The 19,776-nt window shown below is 36.6% G+C and carries 16 protein-coding genes; 4 read left to right on the top strand and 12 right to left on the bottom strand.

Translation table 11 applies throughout. The features are described from left to right. The 12 genes from HHT355_RS00580 to HHT355_RS00525 all read right to left on the bottom strand — a co-directional run. On the bottom strand, window positions 1-1,040 hold a 1,040-nt coding region (locus HHT355_RS00580), incomplete at its 3' end, for a CdaR family protein (protein WP_146039156.1). Further along, window positions 1,021-1,893, bottom strand: coding sequence for a diadenylate cyclase CdaA (gene cdaA, locus HHT355_RS00575; RefSeq protein ID WP_103201519.1), 873 nt, complete (start codon window positions 1,891-1,893; stop codon window positions 1,021-1,023). The genes HHT355_RS00580 and cdaA, both read right to left, overlap by 20 nt. A gap of 106 nt (window positions 1,894-1,999) precedes the next feature. After that, the gene (locus HHT355_RS00570) at window positions 2,000-3,004 is read right to left on the bottom strand and encodes a hypothetical protein (protein WP_103201518.1); all 1,005 of its coding nucleotides are present in this window, start codon (window positions 3,002-3,004) and stop codon (window positions 2,000-2,002) included. Between the two features lie 17 nt (window positions 3,005-3,021). After that, window positions 3,022-3,423: a hypothetical protein gene (locus tag HHT355_RS00565; protein ID WP_103201517.1), complete on the bottom strand. Its 402-nt coding sequence runs from the start codon at window positions 3,421-3,423 to the stop codon at window positions 3,022-3,024. A 399-nt stretch (window positions 3,424-3,822) separates the two neighbouring features. Then, a complete protein-coding gene (locus HHT355_RS00560) occupies window positions 3,823-4,551 on the bottom strand; it encodes a histidine phosphatase family protein (RefSeq protein WP_103201516.1) in 729 nt (242 codons plus the stop codon). Between the two features lie 247 nt (window positions 4,552-4,798). After that, window positions 4,799-5,866 (bottom strand): ArsR/SmtB family transcription factor, encoded by a 1,068-nt coding sequence (locus tag HHT355_RS00555; RefSeq protein WP_158245845.1) that lies wholly within the window; start codon window positions 5,864-5,866, stop codon window positions 4,799-4,801. Further along, entirely contained in the window at window positions 5,844-7,187 is a 1,344-nt protein-coding gene (locus tag HHT355_RS00550) for an MFS transporter (protein ID WP_103201514.1), read from the bottom strand. Before HHT355_RS00550 ends, HHT355_RS00555 begins: the two co-directional genes overlap by 23 nt. 304 nt (window positions 7,188-7,491) lie before the next feature. Continuing rightward, the gene (locus HHT355_RS00545; RefSeq protein WP_103201513.1) at window positions 7,492-8,901 is read right to left on the bottom strand and encodes an MATE family efflux transporter; all 1,410 of its coding nucleotides are present in this window, start codon (window positions 8,899-8,901) and stop codon (window positions 7,492-7,494) included. Between the two features lie 443 nt (window positions 8,902-9,344). Further along, complete coding sequence (locus HHT355_RS00540; RefSeq protein ID WP_199179134.1) at window positions 9,345-10,226, bottom strand: polysaccharide deacetylase family protein; 882 nt, start codon at window positions 10,224-10,226, stop codon at window positions 9,345-9,347. Window positions 10,227-10,248: 22 nt separating this feature from the next. Further along, entirely contained in the window at window positions 10,249-11,724 is a 1,476-nt protein-coding gene (locus HHT355_RS00535) for an alpha/beta hydrolase family esterase (RefSeq protein WP_103201512.1), read from the bottom strand. 106 nt (window positions 11,725-11,830) lie between these two features. After that, complete coding sequence (locus HHT355_RS00530) at window positions 11,831-12,997, bottom strand: MFS transporter (RefSeq protein WP_103201511.1); 1,167 nt, start codon at window positions 12,995-12,997, stop codon at window positions 11,831-11,833. A gap of 229 nt (window positions 12,998-13,226) precedes the next feature. Further along, a complete protein-coding gene (locus HHT355_RS00525) occupies window positions 13,227-14,813 on the bottom strand; it encodes an ABC transporter substrate-binding protein (protein WP_103201510.1) in 1,587 nt (528 codons plus the stop codon). Between the two features lie 326 nt (window positions 14,814-15,139). Here HHT355_RS00525 and HHT355_RS00520 point away from each other — a divergent pair, with 326 nt between their 5' ends. From HHT355_RS00520 to HHT355_RS00505, 4 genes are all read left to right on the top strand, one after another. Further along, window positions 15,140-16,078, top strand: a complete 939-nt coding sequence (locus HHT355_RS00520) for an ABC transporter permease (protein WP_242967469.1) — start codon at window positions 15,140-15,142, stop codon at window positions 16,076-16,078. Window positions 16,079-16,096: 18 nt separating this feature from the next. Beyond that, complete coding sequence (locus HHT355_RS00515; RefSeq protein WP_103201509.1) at window positions 16,097-16,978, top strand: carbohydrate ABC transporter permease; 882 nt, start codon at window positions 16,097-16,099, stop codon at window positions 16,976-16,978. A gap of 15 nt (window positions 16,979-16,993) precedes the next feature. Next, a complete protein-coding gene (gtfA, locus tag HHT355_RS00510; RefSeq protein ID WP_103201508.1) occupies window positions 16,994-18,454 on the top strand; it encodes a sucrose phosphorylase in 1,461 nt (486 codons plus the stop codon). 74 nt (window positions 18,455-18,528) lie between these two features. Beyond that, window positions 18,529-19,707, top strand: coding sequence for a serine hydrolase domain-containing protein (locus tag HHT355_RS00505; protein ID WP_103201507.1), 1,179 nt, complete (start codon window positions 18,529-18,531; stop codon window positions 19,705-19,707). The last annotated feature ends 69 nt before the right edge of the window (window positions 19,708-19,776 follow it).

Here is a 19,776-nt window from a genome sequence, read left to right as displayed (position 1 = left end):
CAAAGAGCCGTAATATACTCTACTTTCAGGCTGTCGGATTTATTTTTAAGTTCAATATCATTGGGCCATATGGATACTTCTTTGGTTTCCAGTTTTTCAATCCTGATATTAAGAGAAGCGGTTGTATCCTCCCCTACAAGCAACACTCCACCGTCCAGCCAGTCCCTAAGTTCTATAAATTCTTCAATATCCTCGGTGGCACCGGTAATATCCCGCGTCACTTCCAGTACATTTATAGTTTTGAGCTTTGAATCTTCTGCAGCAATTTCGATTGTTTTTGGCTGGTATTCTATACCGGTCATAACATATCCGTCGGCCGGCCGTCCGGTTGCAGTAATCTTTAACGGTATCTCTTTTATCTGATACAACTGGATTTCTACTTCTATTCTGTTTTGGCTGAAGGTCAGCCTGGATGAATCTATAACGTTGCCTTCCTCATCCAGCGCATAAGGCTCCAGCAGACGATATATAGTTTTTGAAGAAGCCCCTTCCACATTTGCTTCTACTATAACCTGTTTTATTTTTTCCACTTTGCTTTCCGGGCCTGAAACTTCAATTATAACCGGACTTGCTTTTTTATTTCCGATATAGTAACCTTCGGCCACCTCGCCTTTTTCGACGATATTTACCTTTATTTGTTTTGAAGATAATTTCTCTATGCTGATGATCATATGCTGTACGTCGCCTCTGTCGACGATCTCAATGTCATCTTTATATCTTTTGGGAGTTATCGTTATATTAACCGAATTGACACTTGACAAATGGGCAAAATCAGCTTCTACAATGAAGTCAGAGGCTGTTAAATTTTGTATTATCGAACGCCTTGCCGCAACTTTGAAATCAACTGTTTCCCCTTCAAGAATATCGTAGCTTTGATTTTCTGTCTTAATCAATTCTTCATTTTTTATGGTAACCGGAACATCATTAAAGATTTTTGTTTGGACGGGATCGTTTACATTGGTTATAATAAGCCACATTAAAACAGCAAGTATAACTGCCAATATTTTAAGGCTTATATTTCTAGTTAGCTTTTCCTTCATTTTCTCGTCTTCCCTTCCAAAACCTTAACCGTTTGGTATCAGGAGTCTTTTTCTGAGCTTCAATCATTTTAGCCCTAAGATAATCTCCGTCCACATTGCGTATCAGCTTGCCTTCTCTTGCTATGGACACCTTGCCGGTTTGCTCCGATACTATTATTGTAAGGCAATCGGATACCTCACTTATACCTATTCCGGCCCTGTGTCTTGTTCCCAGTTCCTTGCTTAACTGCTTGTTATCCGTTAGAGGAAGATAGCAGGTGGCAGCGGCGATACGGTTACCCCTTACAATAACCGCTCCATCATGAAGCGGAGTATTTCGCTCAAATATATTGATTAATAATTCGCTGCTTATAGCACTGTCTAAAGTTATACCTGTATTTTCAAACTCCTGAAGGGAAATATCCTCTTCAATAACAATTAAAGCTCCTGTTTTATTTCTTGCCAGTTCAAATGTTGCCCGAATAATCTCATCTATTGTTTCATCGGAAAATCTCTCGTTCTTATCTTTAACTTCGTCAAATATTAGAATTGATCGTACTATATTTTTTTGTCCCAACTGCTCCAGGGCTTTTCTGAGCTCAGGCTGAAATACTATCAAAATAGCAATAATTCCTACGTCAATAGTGTTTGATATGATCCACTTAACAACATTCAGATTAAAAATAACGGCGACAAACCAAAAAAGCATTATGACGACAATACCTTTTACCAATGTCCATGCCCTGGTATTCTTTATCCACTTTACGACATGGTAAATAAGAAAAGCAAGTATTATTATCTCAAAGATATCGGTAATATATACTTTCGGTATAGATATTCGATAATCATACAAAAATCTCTTAATTGCCTCCATCTGCTTCTCTCCCGCCGTTTAAATCTGAATATTGTATACTAATTGCCGCCCCGGTTTTTTAATAAATCTTATATATTAATATTGTGATAGAATCATGGCGTTTTTATTAATTATCATTATCCTCTTCAAAATTATATATATCAGATTCATCCGTATCCGGATCACTAAATTCCCTTGCTTTTGAGTTCTTAACGTTATAATGCCTGATGTTTACTTCTGATATGGTTACGGTTGCTTTGGGAACTGCTTTCACATAATAATAATATACATCGTCTTCAAATGTGGCATGCTCCACTCTGGAATAATCCAAAGTCAGCTTGAAGAAATGTATAATATATACCAAGCCTGCCGAAACAATTGAGCCGATTATCATGCTTAAAATCTGGTCAGCCCTGTTAAGTATGAGATAACTTATTAAAAAGCCCAATATGCTAAGTAGCCCTCCCGCCAGAATAGAAATCTCAAATGCATAATTGAATGACATTTTTCTTATAAAATAAGTTGCCATTATTATTAATGAGAAAATTACTATGGTCATTATCATCTGGCGATTTCCTATCAGGCTGTCTACAACATAAGTATAAAGCTGAAGAATATCTTCAATAGAAATATTGTTTTGCATAGTTACAGCATTTTTAATTATCTGGAATAAGAAATAAATTATCACACCGCAGCTTGTGGGAATCATCGCTACAGGTGTAGATACCAGGCCCAGTAAAATAGGCAGCATATAAGGTATTTTTAACTGAAATAATATCGGTATGGCAAGAAGCACATAACCCAGTTTCGGTGTATATCTAATGAACAACAAATACAAAATCATCAGTATAGCTATAATCATAATTGATAATATCGGAGAAATGAAATATACATGAAGCACCGATATTATGGTAGCCAGAAGGACCATAACTGCTGACGGTGTAAATGCACTAAGCAAGGAAATACCAAGAACTATCGGCAATGATTTAAGCCTTGCATCATAACCAATATCTTTATTTATTAAACAAAATACAACCAATGCAAAAATAAACTTTATAACAGGCAACAGATACATATCATATCTTTGATAAAAGTTTTTAACTCTTTCCCTTAATTCAAGTAACGGTAACATTTTGAAATCCTCCAAACTTATGACTCCTGAGCAGAGTCATTGTATAGTTTTTCCAGACGTTTTAGCAGTTTAAAATACCTTGCAAGTTTTTTTCTGGAAGCATCATATTTCATTGAATAATACACCAGTGAACCTAAACCATATACAGTAATTGTCATAATGTAAAAACCAAGAATATAAGTACCCAATGACTTATAATTAAGAGTTACTGCATTTTTTATAAGGTATTCCATTTTATATAAAGCAATCATTCCCAAAATCAAACCATATCCCACGGTTGCACTTAAGATTGATTTTAACACCTGAAATCTTACATAATCAGTTTTATAATATTTACTTAGATAGATGTCTTCCTTGCCTTCCTTTTTTTCATAAACGGCAAGTTTAGTCATCAGTCTTATTTTTTTGAAATTTAACATTATAGCCTCCGTTAATTCAATTTTTACGGAATTGTTAAAGTGTCACTCCGTTCGAATTACTAAACGATCGCGTGCCGGGTAATCCATTCAATGTTATCACAAAGATTATATCATATACCCAGGCAGTTTTGTATATTTTTTTTGCAATTTGGAAATTACAGATAGAGCATTCATAACTGATCCTTTCACAAAACTTGGTCATAAGCTAAAGCTAATAAAATATCGGTATGTCGCACACATAATTCATAATAAATTTTACTTGTTATCACAATAGTTTTATTTACATAACAAAAAGAGATACAACACTTGAAAAAATGTCAGCGTATCTCTTTTTTGTTTAGCGGATATTAAATTTAAAAACAAATTATGCCATTTAATAAAACAATGAAATATATAAATCTAATCGTGTCTTTCATCCCAATTATCATATGTTTCGCAAAACCTTGCCGAAAAGGAAGGGGATTCTCCGGCGGCATACAAGTGAGATATATCACCAAAGGAGTTAACTCTAAAATAAGCTATACCCTTTCTTCGCTCTTCCGTAACAAGTGTTGTAACAGACGTCGGTAACGCACAAAATCCGTGCCACAAAAGAACCGGTGAAATACCGAGCAGATGGCTTAAAATAACACATGTCACCCCAAAATGGCAAAAAAGGACTATGGTATCCGTATTAGGATTAACGGCACGATAGTAATTTCCCTCCCGCTCATAACCATGTTTTTTAAGCAACTCATCTATACCGTTATAAACCTTCAAAGCTTCTTCGTACACACGGCCTTCCTCCATAACAGGAACTGTATGCCACAGCTTATTGTCATAATATTCGGGAATTCTTGTCCAGTCACCGGGCAACAAATCCCAAGGTATCCGTCTTTCATTTGTATATTTGTCTATAATCAGTGCGTGGAATTCTCTAAGCCACGGAAGTTCTATTGCTTTTCTCCCCAGTTTTTTTAATGTAACAGACGCCGTATCCTTTGCTCTTCCTAGCGGGGATGTATAAAATTCCTTTATATTCATGCGGCTAATTCGTTCCGAGAGAATCTCAGCCTCTCTCCATCCCTTTTCTGTCAAAGAATCAATTGAATAATCAGGTTCCGCATGACGAATTAAAAGCAATTTCATATTATTTCCTCACTCTCTATGTATGTACTATCCACTCTAAAAAATACTTTTTCTGTTATCTGATATTATACCTTATAAATTAATTTGATGGTACATAATTTATAAACTAACTTATAGATTGATGATTAATAATAGAAAAAATTTTACATATTATTAATCCATTATGGCCGTCATATCATAATTCGCATTTGCTTTATCTAAACATAAAAAAGCCTCCTTTCATGGAGGCTCTGTTATGAATTATCCATCATGATTTATCATCCGCCGCGGCAAAAAAACTTTTTATTCCGTCCAGTTGAGCTGATATCATTTCATTATTTATACTGTAATATACCTTATTTGATATAATCTCTGCCTTTAAAAGATTTGCCTTAAGCAGTGCATTCACATGATAAGATATGGTGGCTGTTGATAACTCCAAGGCATCGGCCAGTTCTTTACCATAATAGGGTTTGCCGCTCACCAGTTCCAGAATATCAACCTTACTTTTATCACTTAAAAGTTTTCCTATTTCCACTACATCTTCTTTTTTAAATTTCCTGTCGACTAATACTACAAAACGCTTATCCAGAGCGATCCCAATTCTGATTAAGTCCATTTCTTTTCTGTTTTCAGAATCCAAAGCTATGGATATCTGATAAGGGGAAAAAATCATCGGAACGAATATGCAGCCTGATTCACTGACATCCCATGATATTTTTAACTTTTCATTAAGTGTTTTTATTATATCTACACTTTCCATGCAGCTGTTCCAATAATCATAAAATTCCAAGGACAGCTCATCTAATATTTCACTAAAATTATTTTCGAGCAGTTCCATTGTTTCTTTTAAAATACCGGCCGCTTCATTATAATATTTCTCCTGATTGCTGAATATTTTTACGGCCTCCCACTTGGTTTCCGTATCCAAGGCTGTTGCTTCAAGAAAAGTTATAAGGTCAGATTCGTTTACCAGCTTCTCTTTTGGCGCGCTTTGCAATTCTGCATAATTTATATTTGATGCATAGAGTAAAACCCTGTCTGAAAGACTTAAAGATTTGGTCCTTTCCTCATAAGTGGGTATATCGTCCGATATTTTCCCAAAGTCCAGCAAAAGAGCCAGGTATGCCAGTGTACAAAAATCCGAATTTCTTTGCTTGAAATAGTATTCTATAAGATCTCTGTCTGTTTTAATATTATTAACTACATAATTTTGCATCTTAAGGATCAGGTCAAACTTGCGAAAATACTTATCCTGTTTATCCTTATATAAATCCTTATATTTATCTCTCACTTTCTCATAATCAAAGCGATTAATCCAATGATACAGAAGCATGTACGCTTCCTCCATCAAGTTGGCTTTCCGCATTATCTTTAACTTCGTCATTACCTGTATCACCAACTCTTTCTTTATTAATACCCACGAAATATTTTTTTCTGGCTAAAATTGTACAAATAATTAAATCCATTATACCACTTATTATAAACAGAATAGCAGTTGATGTAAAGCCTGCTGCCGCGCTTATAACAAACGACGTTACCGGCATTGCCGCTGTGCACAAGGCATTCAATAAAGAAGAACTGCGTGCCAGGTATTCTTCCTTGACATTTTTCATAAACTCAACACCGGTCATGCTTGAAAGAGCAGATATCGCCGCTCCCACCAATGCGGAAAAACTGCCTATTAACAGATATTTTACCAACTCAGATGCAATAAAATGCCCTGTAACTATGAATGATAAATAATATAATCCGATGGAATATCCGCATAATATAACTATCGCTCTTTTACTTAATCTTTTCCCTATATACGGATAAATTGTTGCCCCGATTATCATACCTACCGACAAAGCTATGTTGATAACCGACAGCATAAGTTCTCCCGCTTTCAAAACTTCACTGATTAATGGGGCAAGCAAACTGTTGAAAGGTACAAGTATTGCATTCAGAAATAGCGCCAATGTTACAAAATACTTTAAGAATCTGTCCTTCCTAAGATATACAAAACCTTCTTTTAAAGAAGCGATGTATTCTTTTGCGTCTATTTTGGTTTTTGACAGTTTTTCCTCTTTTACCTTCAGTAAAGTCAATATAAAGGCTGATACGAAAAATGTTCCCATATCTATAAATATTGCCGCTGTTATCGAAAACTTTGCTACGATTATACCTGCTACACCTAAACCAATCAGTTCCACTATGCTGCTTATACTTTTGTTTAAGGACAAACCGAACTCATAATACTTCTGTTCAAGGAGTTTGGGAATTATAGAGCTTGATGCCGGCCCCCTGAATGCTTCAGCCGAAGAAATAATTAGGGTTGCAAATAAAATATACCACCTGTTAAGGAAACCTAAGGCATATGCCAGTGCTATAAAGCCTACGCACAAGCCTCTAATAATGTCTGTAATAACCATAATCCTCTTCTTCTTTAAACGTTCAACAAGTGCCCCTGCAAAAGGTTGCAAAAACACAGTCGGGATTCTGTTTACACCGAAAATTATAGCCGACCAGGCCGCACTGTTTGTAACCTGATATACAAGCCATACAAAAGCTATTGAATCTACGGAATCTCCAAAACGATTAATTACATCGGCAATAATTAACTTAACATATTCTTTCTGACGGAAAATATCCTTGTAACCTACCTTATTATTCATGTTCCCAATCCTTTCGTATAATCTCAATACAGTATAATATGTTAAAAAAATTTGTTTGTTAACTAGTTTTCTAATGTATTGTTAGATGATATTCTAATATTACAATCCGGAAATGTCAATACTTATTTTATAATTTTCTACCATCAAATTAGATAATTATCTAATAAGATTCTCATAAACATCTTTCTATTAAACTCATAGCTATATTTAGGCATAAAAATACCCCCAACCGTTAGATTTTTGGTCTAACGTTTGGGGGCGGTACAGTACAAATAAAGAAAATCAATAATATACTACGCCTTATTTAATAAGCAATATCGGAAGAGGCTGTTTCATAATTAACTGCTTTTTCCTTCCATTTTCCTTTTTTATAGGTAATGGCTGTTATAATAGCACCGATTATCCATGAGCATAAAAGTGATATAAATACACTTTCCTTTCTGCCATTGGGTAAGTCGGGAGTTCTAGTTAAATAGGCAATGCCATAAGCAACCGGAACCCTGATAACAACTGTGGTCAGTAAAGAAATCCACATGGGTGTCATAGTATCCCCGGCACCTCTCATGGCTCCTGATAAGCTTTGTGTAACTGCCATTGCCAAATATCCGATCGCCAGTATTGACATCATTTTCATACTCAGGTCAACCAATTCCGGTGTATTGGTAAATATACTCATCAAATTTCTGCCAAACAGTAAAATAATCATGGTAATAACAGCCGACGTACTTAATGCCATAATAGTCCCCTGTTTGGCCCCCTTCTCAACCCGGTCATATAATTTAGCTCCTACATTTTGACCGGTATAAGTAGTCATGGCTGTTCCGAATGAAAAGTTAGGAAGCATAGCAAATCCGTCTACTCGCATTACAATAACATTGGCTGCTATAAACAGTTCTCCATAACTGTTGGTCAATGATTGTACTATGATCATAGCCATGGATATAATTGCTTGTGTTATGCCTGACGGCAAACCCAAACGGATGATATTAAAAGCATGTTTTTTACTGTACTTAAGATAACTTAATTTTAAATCGAAAAGGTTTTTCAACCGCATCAACCTTCTTAAGCACAGCAAGGCTGAAACAGTCTGGGCTATAACCGTGGCATATGCCACTCCGCTAATTCCCATATTTAGGCTTGCAACAAAGTACACATCAAGCACTATATTGATAGCGGTACTAACTAAAAGATACAGCAAGGCTGATACAGAATCTCCAAGCCCTCTTAACAGGCCGCTTAAAATATTAAAATAAGCAAGGCCGGCTGATCCTATAAAAAGAATGAGCAAGTAGGATTCACACCCGTCGATAATCGTATCCGGAGTATTTAAAAGTTCCAGCAGCGGTCTTGTAATCAAAGATGCTATAACCATAATAAATAACACTGAAACTGCAGTTAATACTATAGCGTTACCGATTGTTTTTGATAACTCTTCACGGTCTCTTGCCCCAAAATATTGGGAGACCATAATACCTGCTCCCATACCGATTCCTATATACAAAACTAACAGCAGATTAACAATCGGCCCTGCGCTGCCAACCGATGCCAAGGCATTATCTCCTATGTATTTACCTACAACTATGCTGTCAACTGTATTATATAACTGTTGTGCTATATTACCGAGCAACATAGGTACTGCAAATAAGGCTATCTTCTTCCATGGAGTACCTTCCGTCATATCTACAGGGTTCATTAGTTTTCTTATAATGTTCATGTGTTCCTCCACTTAATGAATTTGATTACATTTAAAAATGTCCTATGATTAATGCAGCCTCTATTGTTAGACCGAAAAATCTAACGTATAGAGACCCGTATACTTCCTGGTTAAAATTACTTTATCTTTCTTGAATATTAATCTTTATTCCCCAAAACATTAATATAGTCTAAGGCCTATTTTATTTATATAATACATTTTTAAACTTAAATCAATATTAATATGGCAGCAAGTGATTAATTTATTATATCGAGTTAATTTCAAATAATATTGGACAAGCTTTACTTTACGATTAAGTGCCCTTGTTCTTTGCTCTACACCACTATCAATAAGTTTACAAACTTGCTTCAATTAATTATGTCCGAATGGCGGACCTTAAAAAATACCGGGAAATTCCCGGTATTTTAAATCCTAAACGCATCTATCAATGTAACCCGATCAGGTTACATGTTTATGGGTTTTAAAAGTTTTTTTGTTTCACCCGGAAGAACTTCAATAAATTCTTTTGTAAAAATTCCACCCAGGTAAACCGGTATAGTTGAAGGATTATAGACTAATTCACCGTCTGCCGAATATACCAGCCTGCGGTATGCTTCCACATAATCTCTAATCTCAATATTGGTTGCATACCATACGTCATCACGGCCCGCAATTTTATTTATCAGTCTATCAATATGGTCCCAGTTTTCATTCTGATCAAATTCGTAACTGTGGCCCCATACATAAAACAATTTTGCCGGAGTAGTGAAAGAAAAATATATCCCGTCAGATAAAAATTCATCCGCCAGATCATATATTCTTTCGTCATCATGATGGCAGGTCGGATGCCAGGTCAAAAAATTCTTTGGCAGGTCAAATTTACGGGTTGGCTCTATAGTTCTGGCATAGGATATGCCGCAAGCTTCCAATGCTTTTATTACAACTTCATCATATGCCCCAAAGGCATACGCAAAACCTGTTACAGGCTTTCCCTCAAGCCTTTCCAGCTCTTTTCTGCATTCAAGAATTTCGTCCACACATCTGGCAATATCCATTCCTACCAAACACTTATGGTACTGTCCGTGGACCGCAATTTCATGACCTTTGTATATGGCAGTGATTTCTTCCCTGCTTAATTTTATGTGCGATACCTCTTTTTTACCTGCAGATACCGTATTTTTTTGCCCAAAAAGTCCGGCGTTGATATTAAAAGTAGCTTTTACACCATATTTATTAAGTATTTCAACTAATTTAATATCCTGGGTTACACCGTCGTCATAGCTTAAAGTAAAGGCCTTCCTTCTGCCCTTGGGCCATAACATTCTGTCATTTACAAGCAGACTCATTTTTTCTCCCCCTTACATTTAATTAATTCTGTTTTAACAAATCCTTTATAAGCCTTGCCATGTTTCTTGATAAGAGTGAATAATGATCCGTAGCATACATTACATCATTATATGTGGATACATGCCAGTTTAAAATATCTTTGCAGAACCATTCAATTGAGATATATAACATATTGTTCCGTTCTATAGGTTCACACAGCATTGAACGGACCCTGTTATCTATTGTACATCCAATACAGCCTCTTGCAAACTGCAATATTCTTCCATCCTGCAAAATCATCTGTGCCCATCCGTCTTTTTCCTCATATGAAGCATTCATTACTTTTGCTATAAAGGATGCAGGAATCATGCAGTATTCTCCCCGAACTATCGCATCACCATGCAAACCATGATATTTAAGTTTTTTCCACATTAATGATTTTGCAGGCATTTTTAATTTTTCATTGTTTACCCAGGCATATTCGCAGTCATCCGCTACGGCAAAGGATACCTTATCTCCTTCTCTTTTAAGTTTTGGCTCCATATATTCAATTGAACCGTCACTTTTTCTTCTAACGCCTGAGAAAAGATAGTCCCAAACCAGCTCAGCTTCATCAAAAGTTTGTCCATGATCTCTGTTTTTGACATCCCTGAAAACATAATCCGCCTTTTTGCCATGGTAGAAAGCAAAGTTATTTTCTCCGTCTATTTTAATTTGCGGCAGATCGGTACATTCGTTAATTATCAACCAGTATTCCCTGTTTTTTGCAACAACATCTTCAACCGGATCATCACTTCCCGGAGGTCCCTGGTCAAACTCCATTCTGGCTTGCCATGTGGTAAGAGGCCCGGCATTATTTTTTGGCTTACCGTTCTCGTCAAATAAGTGCCCTATGGTACTCGGGCCTGCCGATCCTGCCATTGCGGCAAATTGATTTCCGAAATGTCTGGCCATAACTAAAGTCATGGCATTACCCAATGACATCCCTTGTATATAAATCCTTTCTTCATCTATGTTATATTTTTCTTTCATAATATCAATAAGCTTAAAAATAATTCTTACATCATTATTTTCTCTCGGATCATCCGGAAAATCGTGCATGTAAATTCCTTCGTCGTTAGGTGCTGAGAGAATATCAAATAATCTTCTTTCACATTCAATCTGCCAAAATCTGCGCAAGTGGGCATTGGGATACAACACAATAAACCCTTCTCTGTCGGCCACATGGGACCAGGATGTATAAACACATTGTCCCCATCCGGTCATTAGCCCCCCATGCAAAGAAATTACCAACGGAGTTTTTTTGGAAGAATCATAACTGTCAGGAACATATTCATACCATGTATCCTCTTTGTCATCAATAAGGCAAGCCTTCATTTCTTTCAGCTTCTTAGGGTAAACCTGAGAATTGTTTCCGTTCTCATTAACTACTATTTCGCTTTCTTTCAGCTTTTCGGGAAGATATTCCCTGTTATCATCATCCGGAATACCCGGCAATAACTTTATCTTATACTCCACAATTTCACCTCTTATTTTTCTTATTTTGCAATACAATTTACCTAAAATACTTTTAAAATTTATCCAACATAATCCTAAACAGTTTTTAAATTTTAAGTAATCGTTATTAGTTTCTTATTGCAGCCTTCTTTTTAGAAAAAAAGAAAAAGAACACAAAAGCACATAATAATAGTATACCGCATGTGCTAAATAATGCAGTGTATCCGGCAATTCCAGCAAGTTCGCCTACAATAGCTCCTCCTATCATAGGTCCAAACCCCTGACATATATCTGAACCAAGATAATATGTACTGGTAGCCACACCGCTTTTTTCATTTCCGACTGCATTAATGCATCCGGCCTGAAGGGAAGGCTGTGCAGTACCCTGACCCAGCGACCGAATTGCTCCTGTAATCAAAATCATGGTTAAGGTCCTGCTTCTGCCCAGCATAAACATTGCAATGGCGGTTAGCAAGAGCCCCGGTAATACTGTTACCCTGATTCCTTTCTTATCCATAAGTTTTCCTGATACCGGCCTTATAATAAACAGGACTACAGCACATACGGTAAAATATATGCTGATGCCTTTTACTCCGATTTCCTCAGCATAAAGAACCAGGTAAGAAGCTATAATACCGTTTACAAACGAAAAAGAACCTGCAACCAATGTATACGGAATAGCTTTTACTGATATCAGCTCAGAAAGACTAATCCATTTTCTATCGGAATTTTTCTGTTTAATATCTTTTTCAAAACAAAGGATAAGATAGGCTATAAGTGTAAGTGCGGCTGAACTGATAAAAGTTACGTTCATACTGAAGCTCTCTGCAATTGCAAGCCCTATACCGGGAGCAACCGCAGATCCAAGAACCATTCCCAGTCCCAAATATCCTATACCTTCGCCCATCTTATTTTTAGGGATATGGCGGGATGCAAAAGCTATCTGGCATGTCCCGGATAAGGCAAAGCCAACGCCGTTTATTATTCTGAAAATTATCAGAAGGGGAACCTGTTTGGTTATCGTAAATCCCAATGTTCCTATTCCCATCAGGATATTGCTCCATTTTAGCATTGAAATATTATTTAACCGGTCTGCCATTATACCGCTAAAAGGTCTGCAGCATAAAGAAGTGAGAGAAAACAGTCCTACAATAAAACCAGCCATCGTCACCGTAATTCCGATATTAACCAGATATTTTGCAAGAATTGTGGCGGTCATGTAAAACGAGAATGCATTTAAGGTATTAACTGTAAGAATAAATATATAATGTCTGTTCCATAGCTTTTCATTCATTGTCTCAAATCCTTATCTAAGTATACGCTTTTTATTTTAAATAAGTCAAAAACAGTATGTTTTCAGGTTTTTTATTTTGGGATAATTACAATAATATTTATAAAAATATCATTTATTAGTAGGGGGAAAGGCTAAGCCTTTCCCCTTTGTTTTTTGTAACTATTAATTTATAAGTTAGTTTTAATGAATTATCATTTAACCTGTATAATCGGTATTCTTATAATTCCGATTATTTATTCTTGCTCTGAAGCCATGCATCAAGTTGTGCCTGCTTTTCAGCAATAATATCATCAATGCCGGCTTTTTTGAGTGCCTGCTGGAATTCAACCAATGTAGAATCAATATCAACTTCGCCGTACATTAACGGTGTATAATACTGTGCAACTACGTTTGCGCAGGCTGCCATCTGGTTTGCCACTTTGGTAGAATCAAATGTGAATCCCAATGCCAGAGATTTATCACAGGTTTTATTTTTCTCCATCATTTTTTCATATACATCAAGGGGCTCATAGTACCATGTCTTGCAAAGCATAACGTTAGGCCAGTATGCCATGGAAGCTGCAGCCCATCCTAAATCAGCCATTCCGTTGGCACCTTCGGGATATACCATTTGTCCGTTTTCATCCAGTTCATATGTTAATCCTTCAATACCGTTAGCAATTAAGTTGGCTGCTTCAGGATCTGTATATAATACATTAAGAATTCTCATAGCAGCTTCAGGGTTCTTACAGAAAGAACTAATATGCCACATATAAGTTGTTGCGTCACTGGTTGTTGAAAGAGCTTCTGTTACATTGGTGCCTTCCAGATCTATTCCGTTCTGAGCAATAGTTGCCATCATGCTTACAGCCGAATCCCATGCATAACCGGGTGTTCCGTTTACAACTCCCATAAGAAGATTCATAAGAGTAGGATTGCTGTTGCTAAGAGGATCGGGGCTGATAGCGCCTGCCTTTTTCCATTCCTTAACATGATTTAAGAAATTGTAAAAGTATTCTGATTCGTAATAGTTCTCTACTTTAGTGCTTTCAGTAGGATTTGTCAATACTCCCAGATAGTTGGTATCTCCTAAATAGTCAATGCTCTTAGGTATCCAGTAAGGTTCGGTTGAACCGGGTACATAATAGCTGTCAGGATTTGCTTCTTTAAGCTTAAGAATTACGTCAGACATATCATCTATGGTTTTAACCTGACTCCAGTCTATATTGGCTTTTCTGGCATCTTCGGTTCTTGCATAGAAGATATTTTCTGTGCAATATGCATACATACTAGGAATACCATATTGAACTCCGTTTACAACACCACAGTTAAGATATTCTTCCAGTTCATTGCTTACAAACAGATTCTTAATATCGCTTCCTTCATTAGCCAGCAAATCATCCAGTGCCATTACCTGACCATTGGTAACCAGGTTACTTACAGATGTGTACCAGAAGGAATTGAATAAGTCGATTGAATCCGATCCGCCTCCGCTAAGCATTAAGTTCAGCTGAGTTTGCCAGTTACCGAATTCAATACCTACAAGATCTATCTCTGCTTGTGCTTTTTCTCTTAAAATCTTGTTAAGCTCTTCTTCAATAGCCTGTTCGTCTGTGGAAGGAAAAACAACTGCATATACCATTTTAATAACAGGATATTCCGCATCTGTTTGTCCATTGTTTTTGCCGTTATTGTCCTGATTTGCGGTATCAGTCTTATTCCCGGTTTCTGTTTTATTAGTATTTGAGTCCGAGTTTTTGCTCTTTGAACCGCAACCGGCAAAAAGTGCTGCAATCATAGTAATTGTGAGTATAATTGCAAATATTCTTTTTTTCATTTACCTTCCTCCTATTTTACAATCATTGTTGTTGAGTAAAGCCAGTAACTACGTCTTTTACTTTACATAAAAAATCATAGCAAATTAATTTATACTTCTTCTATCGTTTTTTTGACATAAATCATCATTTTTCCAACATTTTTTATTTTTTTTATAATAATTTTAGCTAATTCCTACAATAACTAAAATTAATAATTCCGGCTAAAACTAAAATTTAAATAATATGTGACAAATTAATGATAGCTCGTTTATTAATTTTTATGATACTTTTTAATTATGGTACTATTAAATAACAAAATTATTCTTGCTATAACAAGGGGGTCTTTATGAAAGCTAAAAATAAAAAAAATAAAATGTCTTTTCAAAAATTTAAAAGATATATACCGCTGTATATTATGATGCTGCCGGGTTTTATCTACTTATTAATTAATAACTATATGCCGATGGCCGGGCTTACGCTTGCATTTAAAAAAGTAAATTATCAGATAGGGTTATTTAAAAGTCCCTGGTCCGGGCTTGATAACTTCAAATATCTCTTCCTTACAAATGATGCTTTTATCTTTTTCAGAAATACGATTTTATATAATTTAGCATTTATCCTGTTGGGCAATATAGTTGGTATTCTTGTGGCTATAAGTTTAGATACAATACGTAATAAATTTTTTAAAAGGTTTAGTCAGATTGTAATTTTAATCCCTTACCTATTATCAACCGTTATCATCAGTTATATAGTTTTCGCATTTTTATCCGGAAACAACGGATTTATTAACAAGAGTATACTTCCTATTTTCGGAATAGAGCCTATCAGTTGGTATAACCAAGCCAAGTACTGGCCTGTCATTATTACCATAGTTTATCTGTGGATGACATTTGGATACAGCTCCATTCTCTACTATTCTACTCTTATTGGTATTGACAAAAGTTATTATGAAGCAGCAACGGTAGACGGTGCCGGAACATGGGCTCAAATCCGCCATATAACTTTACCGTCTCTAAAACCTACAATTATAACATTGGTGCTGCTTGCAATAGGCAGAATCTGTTATTCAGATTTCGGTTTGTTCTATCAGGTTCCTATGAACAGCGGTTTGCTATACTCAACAACCCAGACCATTGATACATATATATATCGTGGTCTGCTTGAGCTAAACGATATTGGCCGTTCAACAGCCGGTGGCTTTTTACAGTCCATACTTGGTTTTACCTGTGTGCTTACAGCAAATTATGTTGTATCAAAAATTGACAAAGAAAGCAGCTTATTCTAGCAAAAGGAGGATGATCTCATGATTTATAACAACAAAGTGTTCCGATTTGTAATGGGCTTAATCATGTTTTTACTCGTAATGGCATGTATCCTTCCTTTCATATTATTAATTGCAAGTTCATTTACATCGGAAGTGGCTCTTACAAAATACGGCTATTCATTTATTCCCACTGAATTTTCACTTTCTGCTTACGAATATATCTGGAGTGTTAAAGATAATATCATCAGAGCATACGGCATGAGTTTCTTTGTAACCGGAGTAGGGACATTAGCAAGTGTAACTATGACATTGCTTTTTGCATATCCTTTATCCAGGCATGACCTGCCCGGAAGGCGGGTATTATCTTTCTTCCTGTTTTTCACCATGTTATTTAACGGTGGTTTTGTACCTACTTACATGGTTTATTCGAGAATCTTTCATCTTACTGATAAAGTATGGGCCTTGATTATACCCTACCTGTTAATGAATGCATTTTTTGTAATTATGGTCAGAACTTACATTAATTCCAACATTCCTACCGAAGTTATAGAAGCAGCTATGATAGACGGTTCAAGAGAGTTTAATACCCTGTTTCATATTATTATCCCCATGTCCAAACCGATTATCGGAACGATTTCACTTATGACAGCCATCGGTTACTGGAACAACTGGACAAACGGTGTTTATTTCATCCAGACAAGACGAGAGCTTTACGGTATTCAGAATTACTTAAACTCAGTTCTTAGCAATATAGCCTTTTTGCAAACACACTCAAATCCTAATATAAGAATTACCGAACTTCCGAGTATCAGCATACGAATGGCTATTGCAGTTATTGCACTCTTACCTATTCTTTTTGCCTATCCCTTCTTCCAGAAGACATTTGTAAAGGGAATTACAATAGGTTCTGTAAAAGGTTAAGAAAGGGGAAAAGTTATGAAGAAAATAGAAAATAAAATAATGCTTATCACCTATGCGGACAGTATGGGCAAAAATCTGAAGGAACTAAATGAAATATTGGAAAAATATTTTGACGGAGTAATCGGAGGTCTTCACATCCTGCCGTTCTTCCCATCCTCCGGTGACCGCGGTTTTGCAGTCATTAATTACGACATTGTTGACCCCGCTTTCGGTACTTGGGATGACATTGACGAACTTGCGGATAAATACTATATGATGGCCGATTTTATGCTAAATCATGTCTCAATTCGTTCCGAAGAATTTAAAGATTATATGGAAAAAGGCGATGCTTCACCATATCGCGATATGTTCATCCACTGGGAGGAGTTCTGGCCCAACGGCAATCCAACCGAAGAAGAATATATGGCCTTGTACAGAAGAAAGGCAAACTATCCTTATATTGAATTTGTCCGAAAAGACGGCAAAATAGTTCATTTATGGAATACCTTTTTTGAGGAGCAAATTGATATCAATCCTTACTCAAAAGCTACCCAGGATTATTACGAAAGAAACTTGGGTATTCTGTCAAGCCATGTCCCTTTAATACGCTTTGATGCTTTTGCCTATGCCTCAAAACGACCCGGAACTTCATGCTTTTTTGTCGAACCGGAAATTTGGGACGTACTTGAAATCGGAATGAAGCCCTTAAGAAAAACAGGCACCGAGATGCTTCCAGAGATACATGAAAATTATACGATACAGCTAAAAATGGCTGAAAAAGGTTACTGGGTTTATGATTTTGCCCTTCCGATGCTTTTACTGCATGGCTTAAAAAGCGGACGCACAGACCGTTTAATTCATTGGCTTAATATATGTCCCAGAAAACAGTTCACTACCCTGGATACTCATGACGGCATCGGTGTAGTGGATGTGATGGGCCTCTTAACCGAAGACGAAATTGAACTTGTAAGAGAAGATGTGGATGATATTACAAAAGAAGCAAAGCAATATATCAAACTTCCAAGTATGATAAAAAGAAAAGGTGAAAAATTCCAGTACTATCAGCTTGGGTCTACCTATTATTCCGCTTTGCGCTGTAATGATGATGCTTACCTTATTGCCAGAGCAGTTCAGTTCTTTACCCCTGGAATTCCCCAGGTTTATTACGTTGGCCTCCTTGCGGGAGAAAATGATATAGAGGGCCTTAAGACTAATCCTGATCCAAGAACTATTAACCGCCACAATTACACTATGGAAGAAATCGAAGCTGCTGTAAATAAACCGGTATGCAAAAGGCTTTATGAACTGATGCGCTTCAGAAATACTTATGAAGCCTTTAACGGTAACATACAAGTCGGCGAAGACAAGGGTGACGGTACAATAACCATTACCTGGGAAAAGGATGAATACCGCACTACATTATATGCAGATTTTAAATCATTAACCTATAATATAACATATTATGACACAGAAAACGGTTGCGAACGTGTTTTATAATAAGTTATTATTGTATTGTCTGATGCAAAATTCATATAAAAACTATAAAAACTTCTGATAAAAGGAGAGTTGCCATGAATTTTAACAAATTAAGGGAATATATGGATTCATTACATAAAGAATACGGAGTTCCCGCCGCAGCCTGCAGAATAACAAAGGATCACCAGGTCGTCTTTAATCATATGACCGGTTATTCTGACTTTGAAAAGACCGTACCCCTGTCCGAGGATACTCTTTTTAGGCTTTTTTCCGCAACAAAAGTTGTAACTATGACTGCTGTATTGCAACTAGTTGAAAAGGGGAAACTTGGATTATACGACGAAGTTTATCGCTACCTTCCTGAATTTGGCCATATGATGGTAGCCGATAGTTTTGAATTTAAATTTCCTATTAAATGGCCTAAATCAACTGACCGGTGCCATTTGGCCCATAATTCAATCCGAATCATTGACCTTATGACAATGACTGCAGGGCTTTCTTATGATACTCATTCCGATGAATTAATGGAAATAAAAAGACACAGCAATAATCAGGCATCAACCAGGGAAGTGGTTGCTGCAATAGCCAAGATGCCTCTTGTATATGAACCCCGAACCAGATATAGCTATGGTCTCGGACATGACGTTCTTGCAGCGGTGGTTGAGGTTGTGTCAGGCCAAAAATTTTCAGATTACTTAAAGGATAATATCTTTGATCCCCTGGGCATTAAAGATTTTTACTTCCATTGGGATTATAAGAATTTATCAGACAGAATATGTGCCCTTTATACCGGTGTATTCGGTTCCGATGAAATAAAGCCTGATGACGGTTTTATGTCTGACAGTTTTAAAGTAACTGCCAATTATGAAAGCGGCGGTGCCGGCCTTGCGGGTACGGCTGAAGCATACAGTACCTTTATCGATGCTTTAAGCAACAACGGTGTCGGGGCTAACGGTGCCAGAATCCTTTCCGAAGAATCGGTAAAATTGTTTACTATTCCTTATACCACCGGGCAGATGAGCAAAGATTTTGCCGCATCCGGCAAAATCGGTTATGAATACGGTCTCGGAGTAAGAGTACTGGTTGAACAAAATGCATCCAAGTCACCGGTCGGCGAGTTTGGATGGGACGGTGCAGCCGGTGCCTATGCATTAGTTGATCCGTTCAATCATATAAGTATCTTTTATGCACAGCACATCATGAATTTCATTAAAGTATATAGTGAGATACATCCGAAAATCAGAGATCTTGCCTACGAATGCATGAATGAATAAGCTTAAGCAAAGCCAAATCAAGAAAGGCATGTTTCCTATTTGACGGATTATATGTTAAAAACCTCCTGT

Source organism: Herbinix hemicellulosilytica (assembly GCF_002904165.1).
GTDB lineage: Bacteria > Bacillota > Clostridia > Lachnospirales > Lachnospiraceae > Mobilitalea > Mobilitalea hemicellulosilytica.
This window is presented reverse-complemented; position numbering and strand designations above follow the sequence as displayed.

Coding starts and splice junctions, on each gene's coding strand:
- gtfA (WP_103201508.1), top strand. CDS start 16,994: ATGAAGAAAATAGAAAATAAAATAATGCTTATCACCTATGCGGACAGT.
- HHT355_RS00560 (WP_103201516.1), bottom strand. CDS start 4,551: ATGAAATTGCTTTTAATTCGTCATGCGGAACCTGATTATTCAATTGAT.
- HHT355_RS00550 (WP_103201514.1), bottom strand. CDS start 7,187: ATGAATAATAAGGTAGGTTACAAGGATATTTTCCGTCAGAAAGAATAT.
- HHT355_RS00565 (WP_103201517.1), bottom strand. CDS start 3,423: ATGTTAAATTTCAAAAAAATAAGACTGATGACTAAACTTGCCGTTTAT.
- HHT355_RS00515 (WP_103201509.1), top strand. CDS start 16,097: ATGATTTATAACAACAAAGTGTTCCGATTTGTAATGGGCTTAATCATG.
- HHT355_RS00540 (WP_199179134.1), bottom strand. CDS start 10,226: ATGAGTCTGCTTGTAAATGACAGAATGTTATGGCCCAAGGGCAGAAGG.
- HHT355_RS00525 (WP_103201510.1), bottom strand. CDS start 14,813: ATGAAAAAAAGAATATTTGCAATTATACTCACAATTACTATGATTGCA.
- HHT355_RS00530 (WP_103201511.1), bottom strand. CDS start 12,997: ATGAATGAAAAGCTATGGAACAGACATTATATATTTATTCTTACAGTT.
- HHT355_RS00545 (WP_103201513.1), bottom strand. CDS start 8,901: ATGAACATTATAAGAAAACTAATGAACCCTGTAGATATGACGGAAGGT.
- HHT355_RS00570 (WP_103201518.1), bottom strand. CDS start 3,004: ATGTTACCGTTACTTGAATTAAGGGAAAGAGTTAAAAACTTTTATCAA.
- cdaA (WP_103201519.1), bottom strand. CDS start 1,893: ATGGAGGCAATTAAGAGATTTTTGTATGATTATCGAATATCTATACCG.
- HHT355_RS00555 (WP_158245845.1), bottom strand. CDS start 5,866: ATGCTTCTGTATCATTGGATTAATCGCTTTGATTATGAGAAAGTGAGA.
- HHT355_RS00505 (WP_103201507.1), top strand. CDS start 18,529: ATGAATTTTAACAAATTAAGGGAATATATGGATTCATTACATAAAGAA.
- HHT355_RS00520 (WP_242967469.1), top strand. CDS start 15,140: ATGAAAGCTAAAAATAAAAAAAATAAAATGTCTTTTCAAAAATTTAAA.